This window comes from Aeromonas sp. Y318-3, from assembly GCF_027706185.1.
GTDB classification, from domain to species: Bacteria; Pseudomonadota; Gammaproteobacteria; order Enterobacterales; family Aeromonadaceae; genus Aeromonas; species Aeromonas veronii.
In genome coordinates this window covers 108,566-127,312 of sequence record NZ_JAPDCN010000004.1, presented here as the reverse complement: position 1 = coordinate 127,312, position 18,747 = coordinate 108,566, and the positions used below count along the sequence as shown (strand labels likewise).

The following is an 18,747-nucleotide window of genomic DNA, read 5'->3' as shown; positions in this document are numbered from 1 at the left end:
TAATAAATCGTTTAATCGGAATTCGTGTTTTGGGGACGCCCGTAATTATTCTCGGCAACACTCATAACATCTGGGTGCTTTGGCGACCTACCATGCCAACGCAGCTTGACCACTTTGCCATAATGATGAAAAAAGGTATTGGTACAAGGCTTATCAACACATTTAAGCCGGCGAACCAACCCGCAGATAACCAAAGTCAGCAATGAGATCGGTCCTGTCGAACCACCGCCACCGTTGTCACCACCATCGTTGCGACCATCATCAGTGTTGGCACCTTGCACAGTGATAACGATTGGCTGGGTAATCACATTACCGCCAGTACCGCTACGCAGGCCTAGGGTAAAGCTCTTGGCACCGACGAACGCTAGGTCACGCGCTGTCACGCGCACTGTGTAGGTCGGGTTGCCCGTAGCATCCAGAGCAGTCTGTCCAGTCGTCGGGTCAAAGCGCACCAGTTGCGAGATACCATCGTTGTAGTGCTGGCCCACAACCGCGCTGCCAGACTCGCTATACAGCTCTACAGAGAGACGCTTACCGGCAGCATCAGTGCCAGAGGCAGTGATGGTAACATCGATGTACGGCTTCGCATTAGTCAGGGTAGTGCTGTCTACTTTCATTGTGAAAGTGCGATCAGCAACGTCTGCACTCGGCATGACGCCTGCACCAGTGCCTTTTGTCCATCCGTAGTAAGCGCGGAGGTTGCCATCAGGCATCGTCAACAGGCGAGCGGCATCAGGGCTGTCAGGGTTGTTGTAGAAGTTTTGGAGTAAATACCTCTCGCTTGGACCGTAAGGGTAAATATCCCCTTGATCAATGGCAGAAGGACTGCCACCGAACATGTTGTTCTTGGTCAGATCACCGTAACCACACATCAGACGACCAGCCCAGATGCCTCCTTGGTCGCAGAATCCTTCTGCACCTTTACGGTTGTAAAGATCTTCTGCGCCGAACAGGTGGAATGCTTCATGTGCGTAGGTATCAGGGGTGGTGTCATAACGGCTCACCCAGAAGTCAGGGCCAGCAGAAGCCATCCCATCAAACTTGCCATCTGGGCCGCCCTTTGTGGTGATCCACATATCGGCACCAGAGCTGTGCACAGCAAAAGTCAGGTCTTGAATGTCTTGCTCGTTGTTGCAAATGCCATCCCAGAGTGGTGGTGCTTTGATGCCAAAATTAGGTCCATAAGAGTCACGGACAGCTATGACTTTTTCATAGAGAAGCACGGTTGCAGGACCGTAATCGCTTTTGCAAGTCGGATTTAGGACGGTATCGCTCATAACGAGGATCTGCTTCACCTCGAAATGCAGGTTCTCAGGATTGCCATTTTTGACGATGCCGGTGCGCTGACTGGTGTAATACTCGTCCATAGCCGCTACACGCTGGTGAATGGTGTTAAACACTTTTTCGGCACCATCTTGATCAACGATGGATTTAGGAACCATTACGTTTACATCAATAACCGTAGTGGTCATCACCGCATTGCTTGCAACCAAGGTTGCAGCCATAAGGAGTAGCTTTGACATCAATAGTTTCTCCGGAACTAGTATAACCATATGAAACCGAAAACAATACTCCAACGAATCCAATTTGCAATGCGTGACATGATGTTTTTAAAAAAACGTCATGATTTGTGAACGGATTCACAATCCCATGAAACACAAAGACTTTATTAACTCTCTGCTTAACCCCCACTTTATTACCCCCTCGTGGCTAACCTATTCAATCGCTTTTTCAACTCTACCAATAATGAATAGAGCCACCCGTTGACTTAACAACACGAACACACGCCATACCCAACCATCGAGAGTTAAAAGGAGTCAAAAATGTTATTGAAATTTACATATCATGACCATAAGCCATATTGTTCCATAGCTATTTCCATTGCTTTTATAATACACAAAAACAATTATTGAATTGATTTTCGCAGTATGAAAATGACTACTTGTTTTTCTATATCATAAAAGCAAGCCGTCTAAAAACATGGTAAATTGACACATATACCAATCATGTTTAACCTCCTAAAAAAATAGGAGGCCATATGAACAACAATGAACCAGCACTAATAAGGACAAAAACACTATTAAAAAACTTGGCATATCAAGATCGACGCTGTATAGATGGATTAAAGAAGACAAGTTCCCACCACCTATCAATAAGGGCTTTTATTCTGTCGCAGCGATAAATAATTGGATATCAAGGGAAAATCACTCATCTTAGATGATGAATTACATCAACTTTGGTTCGGTTATATTTAGAGTTCCCGCAATGATTTTACTGCCTCCATTAATTTTTTATCCCATAATTCATATGCCTCACGTTGCTCATCAATCCAGTCATGTAGATTGTATATAGCCATGACACCCGCCATCCTGTGACCAAGCATTTTTTCTGTGACCTGTGGTAGAACTCGCTCTTCCGATAAACGCGTACTCAACGTTCGACGCATGTCGTGCATACGCCAATACGGCAGATCCAGTTTATCTCGAACACGCTCTGCTAACTGGATCAGAGACGCACTGCTCAACGATCTTTTTGGATTCACTGGCGAGCGACATACTGGCCCTCCCCTTAGCCGAGATCTCGCTGCCGCTTCTTGCAGCAACATCATCACCCTGCCAGGAATAGGCCGACGTATTGGCGCACCACATTTGGCTCGAGCAGCGGGAACCGTCCAAATTCGCTCCTCCAGATTAAACTCACTCCACTGCGCACCCAATGCCTCGCCGCTGCGACAGCCAAGTAGGATCACCAATTTGGCTGCCAATTTTAATCCGCGGCTGGCCCTGCTCTGTTCAAATGCAATCCAAATCTGAGCGAGTTCACGCATGGTCAACACACGAGAGCCTCTCTCAGGTTGAGAGCCCACATCTTCGGTGCGTAATTGCAGCACCGGGGAGCCGCCAATGAGATTACGCCGAATACAAAAACTAAGTATGGATTTTAACCTGCGCAATAAATGCCCTGCGTTTTTCGGCTTTTTCTTGCCAATCTTATCAAACCACTCCAGCCAGCTCGAAAACGGGATCTGTTCCACCGGAATACCAATAAACAGAGGTTCGAAATAGCGCTGCATGGTATGCTCATAGAGCATGACCGTACGAGGCCGCAGTTTGGGCAAATGGTGCTCACGAAAATGCTCGCAGCACTGTTTCAGGGTGACATCATGCTTCTGGTGGAGTTTATCCCAGAAAACTCTGGGATGTTCATTACGTTCAAGAGCGCCACGGATAGCAGGGATCAACGCCCTGGCATCAGCGAGTTTAAGGTCGGGATAGCGTCCAATTTTGAGTCTCGCTGCTTTTCCTTGCCAGCGATAGCGATATTGCCACGAGATGGTGCCTCGCTCGGTGACCCGAGCTGACAGTCCATCACGGTCTGACAATTCCGTCTTGCCAAAGTAGGGCTTACCATAGAGGGCCCGTAGCTTCGTATCAGTAAGTGGCATATGACTCTCCTGTGACTGGTCATCTGATTTTTCACTGACACATTAACGCGTCCTAACGTGTACACAGATATGTACCAAACTGGTCTGAAACGGACTGAATCAAGATCGGACAAAGTGAGACAATCTGAGATAACACTCCGTATAACGACTTGTTTTTCAAGCATATAGACACAATTCAGAACCACGACATGAACCAGCAGACAAATCCTACCTTCTATTTCCACGTTTATGAGACACACAGATATCACTCTGATTTCTAAGCAGTATTTCGTCACGCTGACTTATCTGTACTAATCTTGGTACTAACGATGATTTGATGACTTTCGGTGAGGCCTATCCGGCCAATTTTTGCTTGCTGAGGATATCTGTATTCATTGATGGCTCAGTTCATTTACACCATGAACCATTGGCTTTTCGTGAAAGCTATCTAGAGCCACGACAAGCCGCAAAAAGCCATTGCAATCAGCTAGGTACGATTAAACCCCATTGGCTTTCGTTGGCTTTTTGGGGCTCCTTTGTTGGCCCCATTTTGGCCCCAAAACTGATGTTTCCACATTTTTTGGCCCCAGGATGGCCCCAAATTGGAAGCTGATTTTTCGGCGATATCATGATTATTGTTATGGGAGGAAGCGCTAGTGCTTGGCGATAACCAGATGCTGCATCCAGCATTTCCCTCTCATTTTTGGCCTCTGCCGAGAACGGCCCGCAGCACGCATTTCCAATCCTAAAATACACATCAAACTCCATTCCAATCCCTCCCGAAGCGTATGTCTGGTATGACCAGATTGAATCTACTGTTATGGTTCCGGCAAAGATATGGAGTGACTGCTACGTTTTTTCATATATGAAAAACCTGTCAGATCTGACAGGGTACAATTGAGCACGGGCAACGTTGTAACTCGGGAGTTGCCCAATGAAGAACAGACGAAAGGCCTACTTGACCTCCGCAGAGCTGGATTATGTGGCTGCAGCAAAACGCTACCTTGCCGCTATTCTGGCTGAGAAGGGGATTAGCGAGTCGCAACTAGAGGAGATGACCGGGATCCCGGTCTCCTCCCTGAGCCGCTGGTTATCGCAGGAAAGGGGGGAGTTCATGGCGCTGGCAGATGCCGCGCTGATCTGTCGCGCTATCGGGATCGATGTGCAGGCCATGCTGCCACCGGCAACTTGGGGCTGCTCGAATCCAGAGAGTTCGCAGATGGTGGTGTTCCTGATGGGGATACCACTGCCGCACCTTAAGTGGTTGGCGGATACCTATGAGAATGGGGTGGTAGCCCTGCGCCAATGACACAGGGCTTAAGGTTATATAACCTTTTCAGGTTCGACAGGCCACTGCGGTTTCTCCGGCCAGCCGGATTGTTCTGGCACAAGCGTCAGCTCGTAGCGACAACGCTGCCAATCTGCCAGCAGCTGGGTATGAGCCGGTTTGGCGTAGCCGCCATCGACGGCGGGCTTGAGGATTGCGATCTGCTGGTTGGCATTGGCGATGCGGGACGCCTGCTCGGCCATAGCTATTTCTGATAACGGCGGTGCTGTTGGCTCAATCAGGATTGGATAACCATCGGTATCCGCCGTAATTTCTGAACCATCAGCCTGGCCTCGTAGCAGTTCATCTCTTCGCTCTACTGATATTTCAACGCAATCATCTGGATATGACGCATAAAAATTCGTATCAATAAAACCGAGTGTTCTGCTAAATAAAATTGCCATTTTTGAGCTCCTACGTGCCAATAGTAAAAATTCTAAACTGGGCAGGCTGTGGGCCGAGATTCCTGATTACCACAGATCCTTTCCCCCTCGATCTGATTTGACCGACGTAAGACGCTCCAACTGGCATATCATTCGCGCCATTTTCATGGGTTGTGAGGGCCGCTATTGTGCCACTCGGATTTGAGAACGGCAGGAGCACAGTGCCATTCGCTCCACTATTTATGATTTGTGACAAGGTCCATTGAAAGATAAGTCCGCCTAGCCATGTCGGGAGGGCGATGTATCCACTATCAGACAGCGATATCGAAAGACCAGCCCTCATTTTTTTCGGAGTTACGACCACGTCATCTGCCGTTCCGGAATTGGTTTGATCTTGCGTAGCTAACTTCGCGTTCCCTCTAGTAGATTCTGTTGCCTTCATTCCAGCAGACCTGATGATAGATTTGATGGCAGTAGCGAGCTGGTTATTTTTTCTCTTATCCAATGCAGAGTTACTATCTTGATCTTCAATTACCGAGGCAATCTCCTCTTGAATTGCATCAAGAAATTCATCGCTGACTTCTGTTGCAGGTACACCAGTTTGCGGGTCGCCTTTGGTAAATCCATCCTTTCCTTGGCCGAACTTGTCTTTTTGCCGTGATGGCGTATCAATTCGATGCATATCGCTCTCTCCAGAGAACTGGAAATAAAAAAGCCAGCGCAATGGCGGGCACTATTAAAAGGCTAAGTGGCGCTACTTGGTCGCCAATACTTTGTCGCATGGGTAAGGCACCAGCACTGTCTTACCTTGGTGGACTTCCTCTACCTGGCAGGTCGGTCCGGGTGCTGTGGCGGTATTCCACGCCCATCCCAGCAGCACGGCGACCACAATCGCCGTTATGGGTTCGAGACGAACAACCATGACGCCTCCTAGGCTGATGCCCAAACGTATTGCGGGGTTTCGACTACCACGGTCACCGGCTCCAGCGCGGCGGCCATTGCCGGGTCTTTAGTTCTGACGTTGGCGTGATAGCCTGGGACTGGTTCGCGCACAGGGATTTCCACACCATCGACAATCGTCATTTCGCCAGTTAGGCGGGTGACCATACCGGGCGGCAATAGCTGCAAGCTGGCAGTTGGGTGGTAGAGGGTGCCTGTCTCAGGATCTTTGATAAAGCCTGCGGACAACAGGGCCTTGGTCATAGCGGCCTTATCGGTCGCCTTTAAATTGAGGTCAATGAATTGAGTCATACTGCCGTCCTCAGCTGGTCATTGCTGATGGGGTGTTTGCTCCACATTCGCAGGTTTCTGATGTGGCCGTACGTCGGGATGTTGAAAATGTTTGTGTTCATAAAAACGATTCGGTTGTTTATCGAAGACCCAACTCCTTGAACCGCCCCGACATTGCCAGCGATTCCGTTGAACATGACGTTTGCCATGTAATTGCTCATCCTAAATGCGGCGCGGCCCACCTGCGAGCCAGCTACTGATACCGCTACAGCGGGGGACCCCATCGTTAAAATGAGTGCATTCGCATCATTAATTGACAGATGCTGCCTATCCGAACCGCCAGAATTATCAAAATCAATCAGACGGTGCAGGGCGTTACCCGGAACCTTACCGAGTAGATCAAATTCAAAGGCCGCGGCGTACAGCCCACCGATAAACCTGTTTCCTGCGGCAGGTATCCACGCTTGGTCTGCCGCACGAGTTACTGCCGCGCCAGCTGTTGGAATGTAGGAGCTTGAGAATGGCAGCGCTTCAATCTGCAGAGCGCATAGAATAATACCTGTCGCTTTGCCAGGAGCCCACGTCAGGCCTGTCACGTTTGGGTTTATATTAACAGCTGCATTGCAAACAAATGACAAAACGGTGTACGGGCCATAGCGCCCAACAACCTTGCTCGAGTCCTGGCCGCCGTTCGCAAAAATACCCTTGATATCCGTCGAACCTTCAACGTAACCCTTAACGATAGCCAGGATTGAATAAGGTGAGCCAACATTTAGGTTCCCAACGCTCGTATGCACGTAACCGAGCGCGGAGTCGTTAAGTGAAACCGCATTTGGAAAGTTAACGTCAGGGCTTGCGACTCCATCCACCCTCTTCCACTTACCAATAAACTCCTGACTCCATGGGAAAAGATTTGTAGACGCCCCCTCAAGTAGCAGCCCCTCTTTCTCAAATCTCGGCTCGTTGGCAGCGGCTGTTTTAAGCTGGCCGTCTTTGCCGATGTATGTCGCTGTTGAGTTGCGGGAAAAGTTGACCATCCGCGCCACTACATCCGACCCGACTAATACATCCCGCCCATATCCGGTGATGAGGCGCAGGCTGTCAGAGAGCGGCGCCCATACATCCGGCAGCGGCAGAGCAGCAAGCCCAATGGCATCAGCCACGGTTTCCAGCCCGGAGATCTGTGATGCCTGCTTGGCGGCATCATCCGCAGCCTTGGCGCTGGCTGCTGCCTGCGCTGCAAAACCGGAGGCAGCATCCGTGCTTGGCTTGATGTTCTGCTTGACCCGCTCGGCCAGGGTCGGCTGATCGGGGTGCCCTGGGACGGGAACCATCTGCCCCTCTTGCCCTACGACGATCTGGTTAAAGGTGCCTATCGTCTGCTCGACGAGCAGGATCGCTTCAGTAGGGTCTTTATCGTTTACTGCCATCAGGTATCTCCAAATCCCAGACAGCATGCGGCTCGCATCGCATCAGCAAGGCGGATCATGTTGTCGTGGTCGGTGGTATAGACGAAATTCAGGATGGTGTGAGAGGGGGCCTTCTTGCCGAGTATGCACTGCATGACGGCATCTCCCCAGACGCAGAGCGAACTGCCGGCCACCGAGCCAGCGCGCATGTAGTCAACGTTCATGCGCGGCAGATTGACCTGCCACACATATCGCCACTCATGGCCACAGATAGGGGCGCCAACCCGACTGCCTGCGCAGAACACCGCGCCGTGGTAGTTGGAGATAGTGGCATCCGGGTAGCCGAGCGAGGCGAGCAGCTGCAGGTAATATTCGGCATTGATGCCGCCGAGCGAGTTGATCTTGGCATCGAGGCGCTGCTGGCGCTCCATGATGGTGGCGGTACCTGGTACCTCGCACTCATCTGGCAGTCCGCAGATCCCCTCATAGCGGGTCAGCAGCACAGTTGCTTGCTGTGGGTTAGTCTCTTCTTGCGCCAGCGCATCTGCCCGCTCTGCGGTGCGGGCCAGCTCGCCGGCGCCAGCAGTGAGCAGGGGGTGACCCCCCTCCCACGCCGGGCCATAGGGGAGCAGTTTTATCAACTGGTCTGCGTAATCTTCAGCGGTCAATCCCATGTCATGGCCCCCAGCGCAACCACCTCACCCTTGGCAGTAGTGAACTCCGCTGATGGTGAAATCACCTGATGCTTGTACTCGCCATTGGCTGCACTGATTGCCTCAGATAGCCGAGATGGCGCGATGGTTTGTTCCGTCCCCCCTTCCCGGCGGTAGAACTCGCGCAGTGCAGCGGTGACTGCGGCTCTCACTGGTTGGGTATCAGGGGTGACTCTGATGTGGTGGTCTACGCGCTTGAGGTTAATCCCGAGAATATAGAGCTCAGAACCGGCCACGGGTGCCTTTGGCTCAATGTGAGCGCGAACTGAGGTCAATACCGTTGCAGATGGCACCATTGCCTCGGAATTATCATCAACAACAAAGACACCTACCGTGCCGATCCCCACCCAGTTGCGATAACACCACGCCCTGGTTACCCCAGGCACCTCTTCCGCCCAGATGATGTAGTCCGCGTTTGCACCGCCTTGCGGGATATAGAACCAGCGATCCATTACCCGCCCACGCCAGTCATCGACACTCTCAAGGTCGGTGCCGCCCTGAACGCTGTCAGCCACCCCGGAGGATGAGAGCCCGGCCACCGGCTCGGAGAGGATCAGCCCCTCGCCATCATCCAGATTGGTGTGATAGCCGGTCTCGGAGCAGGTGATCGGCAGGCGCAGCACGCCGCCGGATGAGGTTGCAGCCTCGGTGGCGACATACTGGATCGGGGTGCCACCCTGATAAACGGCCACTGCACCGGCCTGAACAGTGATGCCATCACTGACACCGGAGATCCGCAGCCATCCGGCAGCAGGCTGAGCCTCTTTGCGTGGGCACTTCTTCATGCCTGCATGGCGCAGCAGCCACTGCTCATCACAGAGATCCGGCAGCAGGTTGCGCTCGAGGTATTCGATATGGCCGTTCACCCCGTGCACGGCACCCGCATAGGCGCGGGCGTAAACCTCGGCATCCGAGCGGCGCAGCGGGTCATCCAGCTCTGCCGTCACATCGGATCGCACCCGCTGGATAATCTCGCGCAGGGTTGGGCGCAGGGAGTAGCTAGACATTGACGGCCTCCAGAATGTCGGGGATGGTAATTTGCTGGTCAGCGCCATCAACGGTGAGCGTCACGACCAGTTCGGCGCCGTCAATCTCGCGGCGGCGGCACTCGGCATCGATGCGGGTGACCAGCTTGTCATCTTTCAGCCAGGCCAGCGCCTCGAGGGCGTAGTCGCGGGCCCGTTCGCGCACCTCTGGCAGGTTCTTCTCGCGCCGCAGCAGATAGAGGCGGCTGCCGATCCGGTCGCCGGCCACGGTCGGGTAGCTGTCTCCCCACCATCCGTACGGGCGATCGCTATCGTCTGAGGCGCCAGCGCGGCGCCAGGTGAAGAGGCTGATAAACACCGCCCTGTGCAGCGGGTGCAGCAGGTCGACGGAGTCGGTGAGGACGCCGTTGACAGAGATCAGCATGGGGTTACTCCATCCGGTTTTTTGGCTTACCGGTCGGGGTGCCGCCGGGGTGTTCGTGGTCGTTGAATTGGTCGCGCATCTTCTGCATGGTGCCGGTCTTGTCTCTGATCTCGCCGGTACACTCCAGCAGCGGGGTATCGAAGCGGGCCTTGGTCTTGGCCTCAACATCAAGGGTCAGGGTCTTTATCTCAATGCGGCGCCCCCTGCGCAGCACAATGCGATCCCCCTCATCGGTGTAGAGCGCCACCTCCCCTTTTTTGAGCCCCAGCAGCCGGTAGCGCCGATCGGCCACGACCAGCACCACACCGTGGGACTTGTCACCATCCGGGAAGACGGCGACATGTTCGGCCCCGTCATGGGGGCAGGAGGTGTAACCATATGGTTCGAGATGCTCGACATCGTCTTTCAGCTCGCCACCCAGCATCTCGATCTGCACCAGCTGGCACTTGGCCGCCGAGTTGACCAGCCTGATCACGCCGCGGGATAGCAGGTTGCGGATGGCGCTTTTCAGTTCACGCATCAGAAAATGTCCTCATCCTTGCTCTTGCTGGCTGGCTTGGGATCCGGCACATCAGGCAGATAGGCATCGGCAGGGCCGACGCGCAGGGTCGCGATGGTGCCGCGATCGGTGCGGCTGTACTCCACCTCGGCGATCACCAGGTCGTCACCGGCAAAGTCGTTATGGGGGTCGAATACCGGCACCACCATGTTTGGCAGCCACAGTGCACCGGACTCCTGCCGCCAACCGCGCACCGTATAGGTCGCCTCTCTCGCCTTGGCCTCGCGGCGGCGGGCCTCGAATTCGCACATGGCACGGCAGCTGGCAATGCTGGCCTGACCGGTCTGCTTGATCAGCAGCGGGCGATAGCGACCAACCTTGCCGCCGACCTTGTGGCTGACCTTGGTCGAGCTGGATTCACCGAAGTCGTCATCGGTTCCCGCTCGCTGGCCGGCAACCCGGTATTCCGAGTGGCAATCGCTCTGATCTTGCGGGGCGCTGCAACTGAGGATGTTTTTGCCATAGACCAGCGGCGTAGTGGCTCGCTGGGCACCGACCGCGCCGAAGTGCAGATCGCCGTTGGCATCGTCATAGGCCAGCAGGCGTTGCTGCTGCATCAGTCTGTCGATGGCCTCGGCCACCGCCTCCCCCCAGTCCACAGAGAAATCTGAGATGGGGGATTGTCCGGCCGCGCCGAACACCGATACCCCGAACGGCTGGCAGAGCGCAGCGGCAATTTGCTGCGGGGTCTGCCCCCTGAACTGGCGCACCGTGGCGGCGCTGTCGATCAGGTCACCGGTACGGGATCGCCCCCGAATGGAGCGGGTGATGCTGCGGGCGTCATAACTCACCGGCTTGGCATCGACGTAGCCGGTAAGAACCAGATCGCGGCCGATCAGCACCTCCACCCTGTCGCCCTGCTTAATCCCGGTGGATACCGCATCAAGCAGCTCGCCCTTTTCGCTGGCCCGCCTGGTGACTTGCACCTCGAAATCGCGAGCCAGCCGGTCGATACCTGCGCTGATCCGCATGGCCGTCCAGCCATACCAGGCATTGCCATTTATCCGCAGGTGGTACTCGTCGCTCATGATGCCAATGTCCGCAGGGGGTCGGGGGGCACAAAGCCCGGGTGAGAGAGGTTGTTCTTGGCGATCAGCTCATCCGCCCGACTGGCATCGTCATACCACTCCGCCGCCAGCACCAGCGCCGGTACCGTGTCGCTCGGGGTGCGCGTCACCAGCTTGGAGGCATGCTGTTGCTGCTGGCGCAGGGTGCTAACCAGTTCGCGGCGCAGATCCCGCAGAGCCTGATAGACGCCGTCATCTGTGGTGCGCTCGCTCTCCTTGTCGATCGCCGCGATGATGGTCTGGCGGGCCTCCTCCAGCTCATCATGGGTCGGGGCTGCCGATGGGGCCGCGCTGCCGCTTGCCGCCTCGGTCTGGCCGTTGTTGGTACCAGCGGAGCCAGAGCCTGCGCTTGGTGCTGGCGGCCGCACCACCTCAACGGTATCTAAAGCTGGCGCTCTGGTGGGCTTGCTGGCTGACTGGCTCGGCGGCGGCATCAAGGCCACCGCCTGGGCGCTGCTGGCGATCAGGTTTACCCTCACCAGCTCGGAGACGCTGTTGACCAGCTGATCTGCCTGCTGCTTGTCCTGCGCTGACGTTGGCCACACGCCAACCGGCCTGGCTGACTGGGTCTGCGAGGCGGTGGCGGTGCGGTTTGACAGCGACAACAGGGAGCGGGCGGTGCTGCTGGAGCCCTTGCCGGCATCCAGCACATCAGCGAGACGCCGCGAGAAGATCCAGGCGGTAGAGGGGGGCGGAATCAGCACCCCAAGATCCCCCTGCATCAGCCGCATGGCGGCAGACATCTTGCCGTCAGCACTGCCGAGCATATCGGCCACATCGCCAAGCAAGGCTGATGCGTGCTCGACGGTGGCCATCGACATCCACTCCGGCAGGCCGTCAAGACCAAAGGCGCTGGCGAAGGCGCTCTGCGCCCGGTCGAGCAGGCTGGTTGAGCGACCCGCCAACAGCGATGATCCGAGCGGGGTGGCGGTTGGCCACTCATCCTCACCAGACTCCACAAAGGTGAAGCTGACGACACACATGCGGCCGTCTTTCTTGCTGTGGCTGATGCGCTGCTTGCCCATCACCACCACGTTCATCCGCCCGTACCAGGGGCTCACCAGCTCACCAGGGCCCACCTGCTCGAGCGCCGCAATCAGCCGATCCCGCTCGGCGATAAAGTCGGGTCCGATCAGGTAGGCGGTGATGGCGTATTCCCGGGTCTCCCGCCCCATGTCCTCGACGCTGGGGGTATCACGGCCGGGATATTCATGGACCACGGTGCGACGACCGATCTGCAGGTCATCGCCGTCAACCTTGAATGCCACCCCGCGAAACGAGGCAGCCTGCAAACGGTCTTTCCAGATCATCGCTACCCCTTCGTTGCATAACGTGAATACCCGACATCCGGCAATACCGACCAACCTGGAGAGGCCTTGCCTTCATCCACCCGCAGGTTTTGCGGGGCGTTTTCAAAGCGCACCACCATTTCACCAGAGACTGGCGCGGCGGAATTAGCGCCGGCGGCGGGTGATTCCTTCGCCAAGGGCGATGATGCACCGATGCCGCCCTCACCGCCGCTCCATATCGATCTGATGGCTTCGCCGCTGCGCTGCCAGATTGAGCCAGCGTTATCCATTACGCCACCGACCTTGCCGCCAACCCAGCTGGCGCCATCCATCAGCGGTTGCAGATATGGCTGGATGCGCTCCCACATCCCCTTGAACCATGCCACGATGGGCTCCCAGTTCTTGATGATGATCCCGAGCGGGTGGAAATCGAGGAAGCCCTGTTTCAGAAACCCCCACGCCAACGAGAATCCTGTTTTAACTGAATTCCAGAGATCACCGAACCAACTGCTGATGGGCCCCCAATTTTGAATGATGAGCCCCAACGGGGTGAAATCTAGGAAACCTTGCGCCAAGAAATCCCACGCTAACGAAAACCCTGTTTTCACCGAGTCCCACAACTCGCCAAACCAGCCGCTGATAGAATCCCAGTTCTGAATAATGAGCCCAAGAGGGGTGAAGCTTAGGAAACCTTGCTTCATAAAACCCCAGGCTAGCGAGAAGCCAGTCGTCAACGATACCCACAGATCGCTAATCCAATCGCTGATTGGGCCCCAGTTCTTGATGATGATCCCGAGCGGATTAAAATTAAGAAACAACAGCGTGAGTGATTCCCATGCAGCACTGGCGACCACGGTGATGGTTTGCCACACCTTTCCCAGAAATCCACTGATGCCTGACCAGGCTGAGGTTGATATTGACGAAATATTACCCCATGCCTCAGCACACCAATTTGACATTGACTTCCACAATGATGAAAACCACGGGCCAATGGTGGCCCAGTTGGCGATAATCAGACCGGCCGCCATGGCGACACCACGCAGGATCAGGCCAATAGGGGTTGCTGTCATGGCATTACCAAAGAAGGTCATGGCCACCCCGCCAGCATAAAGAGCTAGCTTGAGCGCGGCGAATCCGGCAGCCACCCCCACCACCCCGCGGATCACCTCCGGGTTGGCGGCGGCAAACTCGCTGAACTTCGCAGCCATATCACCCAGCCAGGTGACTGTGTCTTTCGCCTCCCCCTGAAAGGCGCCACCAATGGCGGCCAAGCCGTTCACGGCGGTACCCGTCATTGCATCCCACAGGTTTTTCAGGGTGCCGAGCTGGGCGCCAACCCGCTGTTGCAGGCTGGCCTGCCGCGCCATCTTCTGCTGGATCTCGTCATAGCCGGAGCGCCCTTTGTCGATCAGGGCGTTGACCACCTGCAGGGTTTCAGCGTCATCGCCGAAAATCTGCTTGATGATGGTGGTGCGCTGCTGACTCGTGAGAGATTGCAACTTGTGAAGTTGGGAAAACAGGTTATCCAGCCCGCCAAATTCTCCCTTGCCGTCTGTGAAATCGAGCTTGATCCCCTTGCGGCTCATCAGGCGGTTGGCGGCGCTGATCTTCTTGCTGTCGAATCCGGCTTGCAGCACCTTGCGGATCGCGTTGCCTGACGCCTCCCCCGCCATCCCCATCTGGTCCATCATGATCGCCAGCGGTGCCAGCGACTGGGACGCCTTGAGGCCGTCCTTGTCGATCATCTTCAGCACCGAACTGGTCTTGCTGAAGAAGCTGAGCATGTTGGTGTCATCCACCCCCATGTAGAAGGCTTTCTGGATGGTATCGAACAGGCTCATCATGTCTTTGGAGGCGGTGCCGGTAGCGTCCTGCATCTTGGCGGCGAACTCGGCGGCGGCGGCTGGCGCCTTGCCAAGCTGCACGGCCAGATAGGCAGTAGCCTCACCGACCCCGCCAAGCACAGTTTCGGCACTCAGACCCTGCCGCTGCAGCATGGTCATCATGTCCTGAAAGTCTGCGGTGGTGCCAGGTAGCTTGTTGCCAAGCCCCACTGCCAGATCGTTGATCTTCTTGAATTCGGGGCCGACCGAGCCGGAGGCATCCATCATCGCGACCTTGAGGCCAGTGGCGGCATTCTCTGACTGGGCAAAGGCGGCCAAGCTGCCACCCACGGCGGCGGCCAGGCCCGCACCAATGGCGGGCGCCCCTTCACCGGCGCTCTTGAGGTCGCGCTGCCAGACCTTGATGTTTTTGCGAATACCCTTGAGCGCCGGAGAGAGCTTGTCCACACCGGTGATCAGGGCTTTCAGTTGAAATTCATTGGCCATAAATCACCCGGATTCTACTTTTCTCAGTCGCCCACACTGGCGCTCCATCAAGGCCAGCGCGTCAAAGTCATGGTGAAGGAAGGCGATGGGATCGCCCGCCTTCCACCACCGCGCCATATCGAAGTAGCGGTCGAGAATGTCGCGCTCGGTTACCCCTTCAGGAAAAAACCGGCGACATCCCAGGCGGCCTTGTTGAGGTCGGAAGGCTCAATCTGCTCAACCGCGCTGGCCGGAATAGCGCACAGCTCGATCAAATAGCTCTTCACCTTTTTCATGTTGATGCTGACCTCCCCATCCGGTGTCATGGTGTAGGGCAGGCCGAGTCGGCAAACCTGCTCACCGGTCGGCTTTTTAAGCTCCAGCTCGGAGACAGGTTCACCGTGCGCCTGGATCGGGACTGACAGATCGATGACTTTATTGCTCATTGATGGAACCCTTCTTTTCCGTTGAATTGCATGTCGGCGGTGCCGTCTTCTGGGTTGTGGTTGGCCTCACCCTCAAGCCATGCGCCTTTCAGCACATACACCTGGCCATTCGCCAGTTCGGCGGTGATGGTCATGTCATCGCTTGTGGTGATTTTTTTGAGCGGGAAACCCTTCGGGATCTTGAACGATGCCTTGATATAGGGCGCTCGGTGAGTCTCCTTGTAATCAACGCCACCATCGAGGCTCACGATGGACTCCTTGACGTTGGTGTTAAGGGGGATTTCCATACCCCCGGTAACTGACAGCTGCTCGCCGTCAACCTTGAAATAACAAGTACCTGCGATACGGCCCATTTATGCCTCCTGATATTGCAGACGGAACTGGTTGAGCAGCGCAAAGACGCGCAGGCCGTTGACGTAGTCGGGCGGGAACAGCACGTTGACCCGACCAGAGTCGCCATCTCGCTCCACGATCAAGTACTTGGCGAACAGCTCGCTGTTCTCGACGATGCCGAGGCGCTCCATGATGCGGTATTCGCCGTTGAGCTCGCCCTTGATCACCGCCGGGGTGACGATGGCCTGACCCTCGCCGAAGCGGGTGCCGTCGTTGGCCAGCTTGTGGCGGCCATATTTACTGGTCACCAGGGTGCGCAGACGGCGGATCACGTAGGCGGAGGTGTGCAGGGTCTCGCTATCGAGATAGGAGTTGTCTGCCGCGCCGTACTTGTTGCGCTGGTACATGGTGATCGCCCGTTCGACCATCATCACGCCAGAGCTGGCCGTCTGGGTGGCGATGCCACTGGTCAGCAGCACCTGCCGCTCGGAAATGGTGAAGCGCTTGCCGGTCGGTGCCGGCAGCAAGCCGTTGAGCTCGCCGGTCTGAGTCGGTCGCGCCGGGTCGATGCGGATAAACACCGCATTGCGGGCACAGCTGGCAGCTGCCACTTCGTAAGGCGAGGCAGCCGTCAGCGGCTCGACGCCGATCGTGGTGACGTGCTGGCCGTTGCGGGTTCTGCCGAAGGCAGAAAGCTCTGCCATGGTGCCGCGCTTGGCGCTGTAGAGATGGCCGTAGATTTGACGCAGCCAAGACCAGCGGCCGGTGGCGTCGTTCATCTCTGCCTCCAGCACATCCAGCGAGCCGCTGTCGTGCCACGGGGTGGCTATAAAGTCGAACGGCTCATCACCCATGGCGGCGATGGCCGCAGTCAGGTCTGGAGATCCTGCACCACCGCTCAGGCATGACTGGGCAGGCAGTGCCACGTTGATGCCGTTCGGCAGGGATTCGCCACCCATCACGCCGCGATAGTTGAGTGCGAGGTTGATGTCGTTGCCGGTCAACCCCTTCCATTTCGCGGTGAGGGTCACCACGCCCGCCGAGACGGAAGCGGTCACCGGCAGGCTGGCGTCCTTATCAATAGCGGCCTTGATACTGGCTGCCACTGCAGTAGGCGTATCAGCTGCAGAGACACCGGCCTGAACGCGCTTACCCGCGATGTAGAGCGAGACGACACCGGAGGAGATGGCGGTACCGGTTACCGTGATGGTGGCGGTCGCGGCGGCGCCTGCGCTGGGTTCTGGTACGTCGATCAGCCACAGTTCGCCGAACGAATCGACATTGCGATAGGCGGCGACCATGGCGGCCAGCTGGCTGCCGGCACCGACCAGACCTGCCGCCTGGGCTGGGTTGGTGATCTGCTGCAGCTGGTTCTTGCCGGTGGTGATGGTTGCCAGGCCATGACCCAGCACCAGCGCCCGCAGGGTTTCGCTGGCGCTATTGGCCGCCGAGTTGTCCATCTCCGCATAGAACAGCGGCACCCGCAGATCGGCGCGAACATCATTGAAGCTGACTGGCATTATTTTGCTCCCTTCTTGCTGACCGTGACCTGAGGCACAGCCTCGGCGGTGGTCTCTTGCTCAGACTCCGGCGCTGGTTCCTCCGGAGTTTCGATGACGACATCGCCATCAAGCTGGCGGCGATACCAATACTGGTTGGCGCTCACCTCCCGCCCTTCTGCAGGCAGCAGGTCGCCGCGGTCAGGATCGGGGACCGATCGACCGTCGTTGGGTTTGACGAACATTTATTGCTCCGGATTTATCTGGAATTGGAACTCGATAACACCGTCAGGCCCGCTGCCCGGGGCTATCAAATCGATGCCAAACCCTTTGGATGGGTTATTGGCATCAACGCCATCGAACGATGGCAACTCTTCAAGGTCAGTCCATTGGCGGGTATCTTCCGGGCCGATCTCGAACTCGGCCGAGAATTCAAACTGGTAGTAGAGGTGTGCTCTATTCATATCGAGCAGGTTGCCGCCTTGGTAGACAATGCCGTCGTACTTCTTCTCGTCCGGCGACCAGCCGAGCAGAGCCTTCCAGAGCGCCTCTCGCGCCTCCTCTATGACATCAACCGAGGCTTGCCCGCGAGCGTCCTGGGTGTTGTTGACCACCACTACCACGGCGAAGGCGTCGGTGATCTGCTGCCAGTAGTCGTTCTGGCTGCGGTTCTCTTCTGCGTTGTCATCGAGGGGGATGACGTAGGCGGCTGGCAGGGCCAGCTTGTTGTTCTCGGCCAGCGGCTTGAACTCGGACGCACCGGCGACCCTGCCGCCAAACATAGGGCAGTGCTGGCGAATGGCCGCAATCAGCGGGCTTATCTTCATGTCGGTTTCTCCGGCCTGACCGAGGAGCGCAGCGCAGTAAACAGGGTTCGCTGGATTTCGTAGCTGCGGTATTTGAGGGTTTTGGCAAAGTAGTTCTGGCGGGGGGCGATGCGCCACGGCGAGCCGCCGCTGGCCCCATTGCGGTGGCTCTTGACCCGCTTGGCGCCACGCCTGACCCCGTAAAAGAGGTATGCCGGGTAAAAGCCGTCGCTCGGGATATCTTTCGATGCCCCTTCGCCCTTGTTGTGGCTGACCTTGACCATAAAGCCCGGGCGGTTGGCGGTCGCTCGCGGCACGAAGTAGCCGATCGACTTGGCCAGATCGCCTGACTGGTAGCCTGGGGCCTGCCCGGCTCCTGATATGGCTCGCCGCGCCACTGCTCGCCGGTTGTCGCGCAGCAGGGTGCGGCCGATATCGACAAATGCCCGCCTGACACGGGCCTTGTTGAAGCGGATCTCCTGCGCGTCAGGGAAATCAACGTGGAGGTAGATGCCGGAGTTTGAGTTCTCAAACGACATGGCA

22 protein-coding genes are annotated in these 18,747 nt (G+C 56.4%); 2 read left to right on the top strand and 20 right to left on the bottom strand.

Annotation, left to right across the window (positions count from 1 at the left end; genetic code table 11):
- Positions 1 to 11: 11 nt before the first annotated feature.
- Positions 12 to 1,523: an SVAGG family GlyGly-CTERM protein gene (locus OKB77_RS07270; protein ID WP_190973248.1), complete on the bottom strand. Its 1,512-nt coding sequence runs from the start codon at positions 1,521 to 1,523 to the stop codon at positions 12 to 14.
- Positions 1,524 to 2,079: 556 nt separating this feature from the next.
- Here OKB77_RS07270 and OKB77_RS24065 point away from each other — a divergent pair.
- Entirely contained in the window at positions 2,080 to 2,217 is a 138-nt protein-coding gene (locus OKB77_RS24065) for a helix-turn-helix transcriptional regulator (protein ID WP_443111792.1), read from the top strand.
- A gap of 34 nt (positions 2,218 to 2,251) precedes the next feature.
- Here the strand turns inward: OKB77_RS24065 and OKB77_RS07265 are convergent, their stop codons facing one another.
- Both OKB77_RS07265 and OKB77_RS07260 read right to left on the bottom strand, forming a co-directional pair.
- Complete coding sequence (locus OKB77_RS07265; protein WP_064337861.1) at positions 2,252 to 3,445, bottom strand: tyrosine-type recombinase/integrase; 1,194 nt, start codon at positions 3,443 to 3,445, stop codon at positions 2,252 to 2,254.
- Between the two features lie 462 nt (positions 3,446 to 3,907).
- Positions 3,908 to 4,192 carry a hypothetical protein gene (locus tag OKB77_RS07260; protein WP_270817308.1) on the bottom strand — a complete coding sequence of 95 codons (285 nt, stop codon included), beginning with the start codon at positions 4,190 to 4,192 and terminating at the stop codon, positions 3,908 to 3,910.
- 166 nt (positions 4,193 to 4,358) lie between these two features.
- Between OKB77_RS07260 and OKB77_RS07255 the strand changes: the two genes are divergently transcribed.
- A complete protein-coding gene (locus OKB77_RS07255; RefSeq protein WP_270817307.1) occupies positions 4,359 to 4,733 on the top strand; it encodes a helix-turn-helix domain-containing protein in 375 nt (124 codons plus the stop codon).
- Positions 4,734 to 4,747: 14 nt separating this feature from the next.
- On the opposite strand, the gene OKB77_RS07250 is transcribed toward OKB77_RS07255, so the two are convergent.
- The 17 genes from OKB77_RS07250 to OKB77_RS07170 form a co-directional block, all read right to left on the bottom strand.
- A complete protein-coding gene (locus tag OKB77_RS07250; RefSeq protein WP_270817306.1) occupies positions 4,748 to 5,155 on the bottom strand; it encodes a tail fiber assembly protein in 408 nt (135 codons plus the stop codon).
- A 10-nt stretch (positions 5,156 to 5,165) separates the two neighbouring features.
- Positions 5,166 to 5,816: a hypothetical protein gene (locus tag OKB77_RS07245; protein ID WP_270817305.1), complete on the bottom strand. Its 651-nt coding sequence runs from the start codon at positions 5,814 to 5,816 to the stop codon at positions 5,166 to 5,168.
- 248 nt (positions 5,817 to 6,064) lie between these two features.
- Positions 6,065 to 6,385: a hypothetical protein gene (locus OKB77_RS07240; RefSeq protein ID WP_270817304.1), complete on the bottom strand. Its 321-nt coding sequence runs from the start codon at positions 6,383 to 6,385 to the stop codon at positions 6,065 to 6,067.
- Positions 6,382 to 7,794 (bottom strand): phage head spike fiber domain-containing protein, encoded by a 1,413-nt coding sequence (locus tag OKB77_RS07235; RefSeq protein WP_270817303.1) that lies wholly within the window; start codon positions 7,792 to 7,794, stop codon positions 6,382 to 6,384. The genes OKB77_RS07240 and OKB77_RS07235 overlap by 4 nt, the downstream gene beginning before the upstream one ends.
- Entirely contained in the window at positions 7,794 to 8,447 is a 654-nt protein-coding gene (locus OKB77_RS07230; RefSeq protein WP_270817302.1) for a YmfQ family protein, read from the bottom strand. Before OKB77_RS07230 ends, OKB77_RS07235 begins: the two co-directional genes overlap by 1 nt.
- Positions 8,438 to 9,493 (bottom strand): baseplate J/gp47 family protein, encoded by a 1,056-nt coding sequence (locus OKB77_RS07225; RefSeq protein WP_270817301.1) that lies wholly within the window; start codon positions 9,491 to 9,493, stop codon positions 8,438 to 8,440. Before OKB77_RS07225 ends, OKB77_RS07230 begins: the two co-directional genes overlap by 10 nt.
- Positions 9,486 to 9,896: a phage GP46 family protein gene (locus tag OKB77_RS07220; protein WP_270817300.1), complete on the bottom strand. Its 411-nt coding sequence runs from the start codon at positions 9,894 to 9,896 to the stop codon at positions 9,486 to 9,488. The genes OKB77_RS07225 and OKB77_RS07220 overlap by 8 nt, the downstream gene beginning before the upstream one ends.
- Positions 9,897 to 9,900: 4 nt before the next feature.
- Entirely contained in the window at positions 9,901 to 10,416 is a 516-nt protein-coding gene (locus OKB77_RS07215) for a phage baseplate assembly protein V (RefSeq protein ID WP_270817299.1), read from the bottom strand.
- Positions 10,416 to 11,483: a phage baseplate assembly protein gene (locus OKB77_RS07210; protein WP_270817298.1), complete on the bottom strand. Its 1,068-nt coding sequence runs from the start codon at positions 11,481 to 11,483 to the stop codon at positions 10,416 to 10,418. The genes OKB77_RS07215 and OKB77_RS07210 overlap by 1 nt, the downstream gene beginning before the upstream one ends.
- The gene (locus tag OKB77_RS07205; RefSeq protein ID WP_270817296.1) at positions 11,480 to 12,832 is read right to left on the bottom strand and encodes a DNA circularization protein; all 1,353 of its coding nucleotides are present in this window, start codon (positions 12,830 to 12,832) and stop codon (positions 11,480 to 11,482) included. Before OKB77_RS07205 ends, OKB77_RS07210 begins: the two co-directional genes overlap by 4 nt.
- Positions 12,833 to 12,834: 2 nt before the next feature.
- Positions 12,835 to 15,141 (bottom strand): phage tail tape measure protein, encoded by a 2,307-nt coding sequence (locus OKB77_RS07200; RefSeq protein ID WP_270817295.1) that lies wholly within the window; start codon positions 15,139 to 15,141, stop codon positions 12,835 to 12,837.
- 149 nt (positions 15,142 to 15,290) lie between these two features.
- Positions 15,291 to 15,566: a phage tail assembly protein gene (locus OKB77_RS07195; protein WP_270817294.1), complete on the bottom strand. Its 276-nt coding sequence runs from the start codon at positions 15,564 to 15,566 to the stop codon at positions 15,291 to 15,293.
- Positions 15,563 to 15,919: a phage tail tube protein gene (locus OKB77_RS07190; RefSeq protein WP_270817293.1), complete on the bottom strand. Its 357-nt coding sequence runs from the start codon at positions 15,917 to 15,919 to the stop codon at positions 15,563 to 15,565. The genes OKB77_RS07195 and OKB77_RS07190 overlap by 4 nt, the downstream gene beginning before the upstream one ends.
- The gene (locus OKB77_RS07185; protein ID WP_270817292.1) at positions 15,920 to 17,419 is read right to left on the bottom strand and encodes a phage tail sheath subtilisin-like domain-containing protein; all 1,500 of its coding nucleotides are present in this window, start codon (positions 17,417 to 17,419) and stop codon (positions 15,920 to 15,922) included. It abuts the gene before it with no gap.
- Entirely contained in the window at positions 17,419 to 17,643 is a 225-nt protein-coding gene (locus tag OKB77_RS07180) for a DUF2635 domain-containing protein (RefSeq protein WP_270817291.1), read from the bottom strand. The genes OKB77_RS07185 and OKB77_RS07180 overlap by 1 nt, the downstream gene beginning before the upstream one ends.
- On the bottom strand, positions 17,644 to 18,225 hold the full coding sequence (locus OKB77_RS07175; protein ID WP_270817290.1) for a phage tail terminator protein: 582 nt from the start codon (positions 18,223 to 18,225) through the stop codon (positions 17,644 to 17,646).
- Positions 18,222 to 18,743: a hypothetical protein gene (locus OKB77_RS07170; protein WP_270817289.1), complete on the bottom strand. Its 522-nt coding sequence runs from the start codon at positions 18,741 to 18,743 to the stop codon at positions 18,222 to 18,224. Before OKB77_RS07170 ends, OKB77_RS07175 begins: the two co-directional genes overlap by 4 nt.
- Between the last annotated feature and the right edge of the window lie 4 nt (positions 18,744 to 18,747).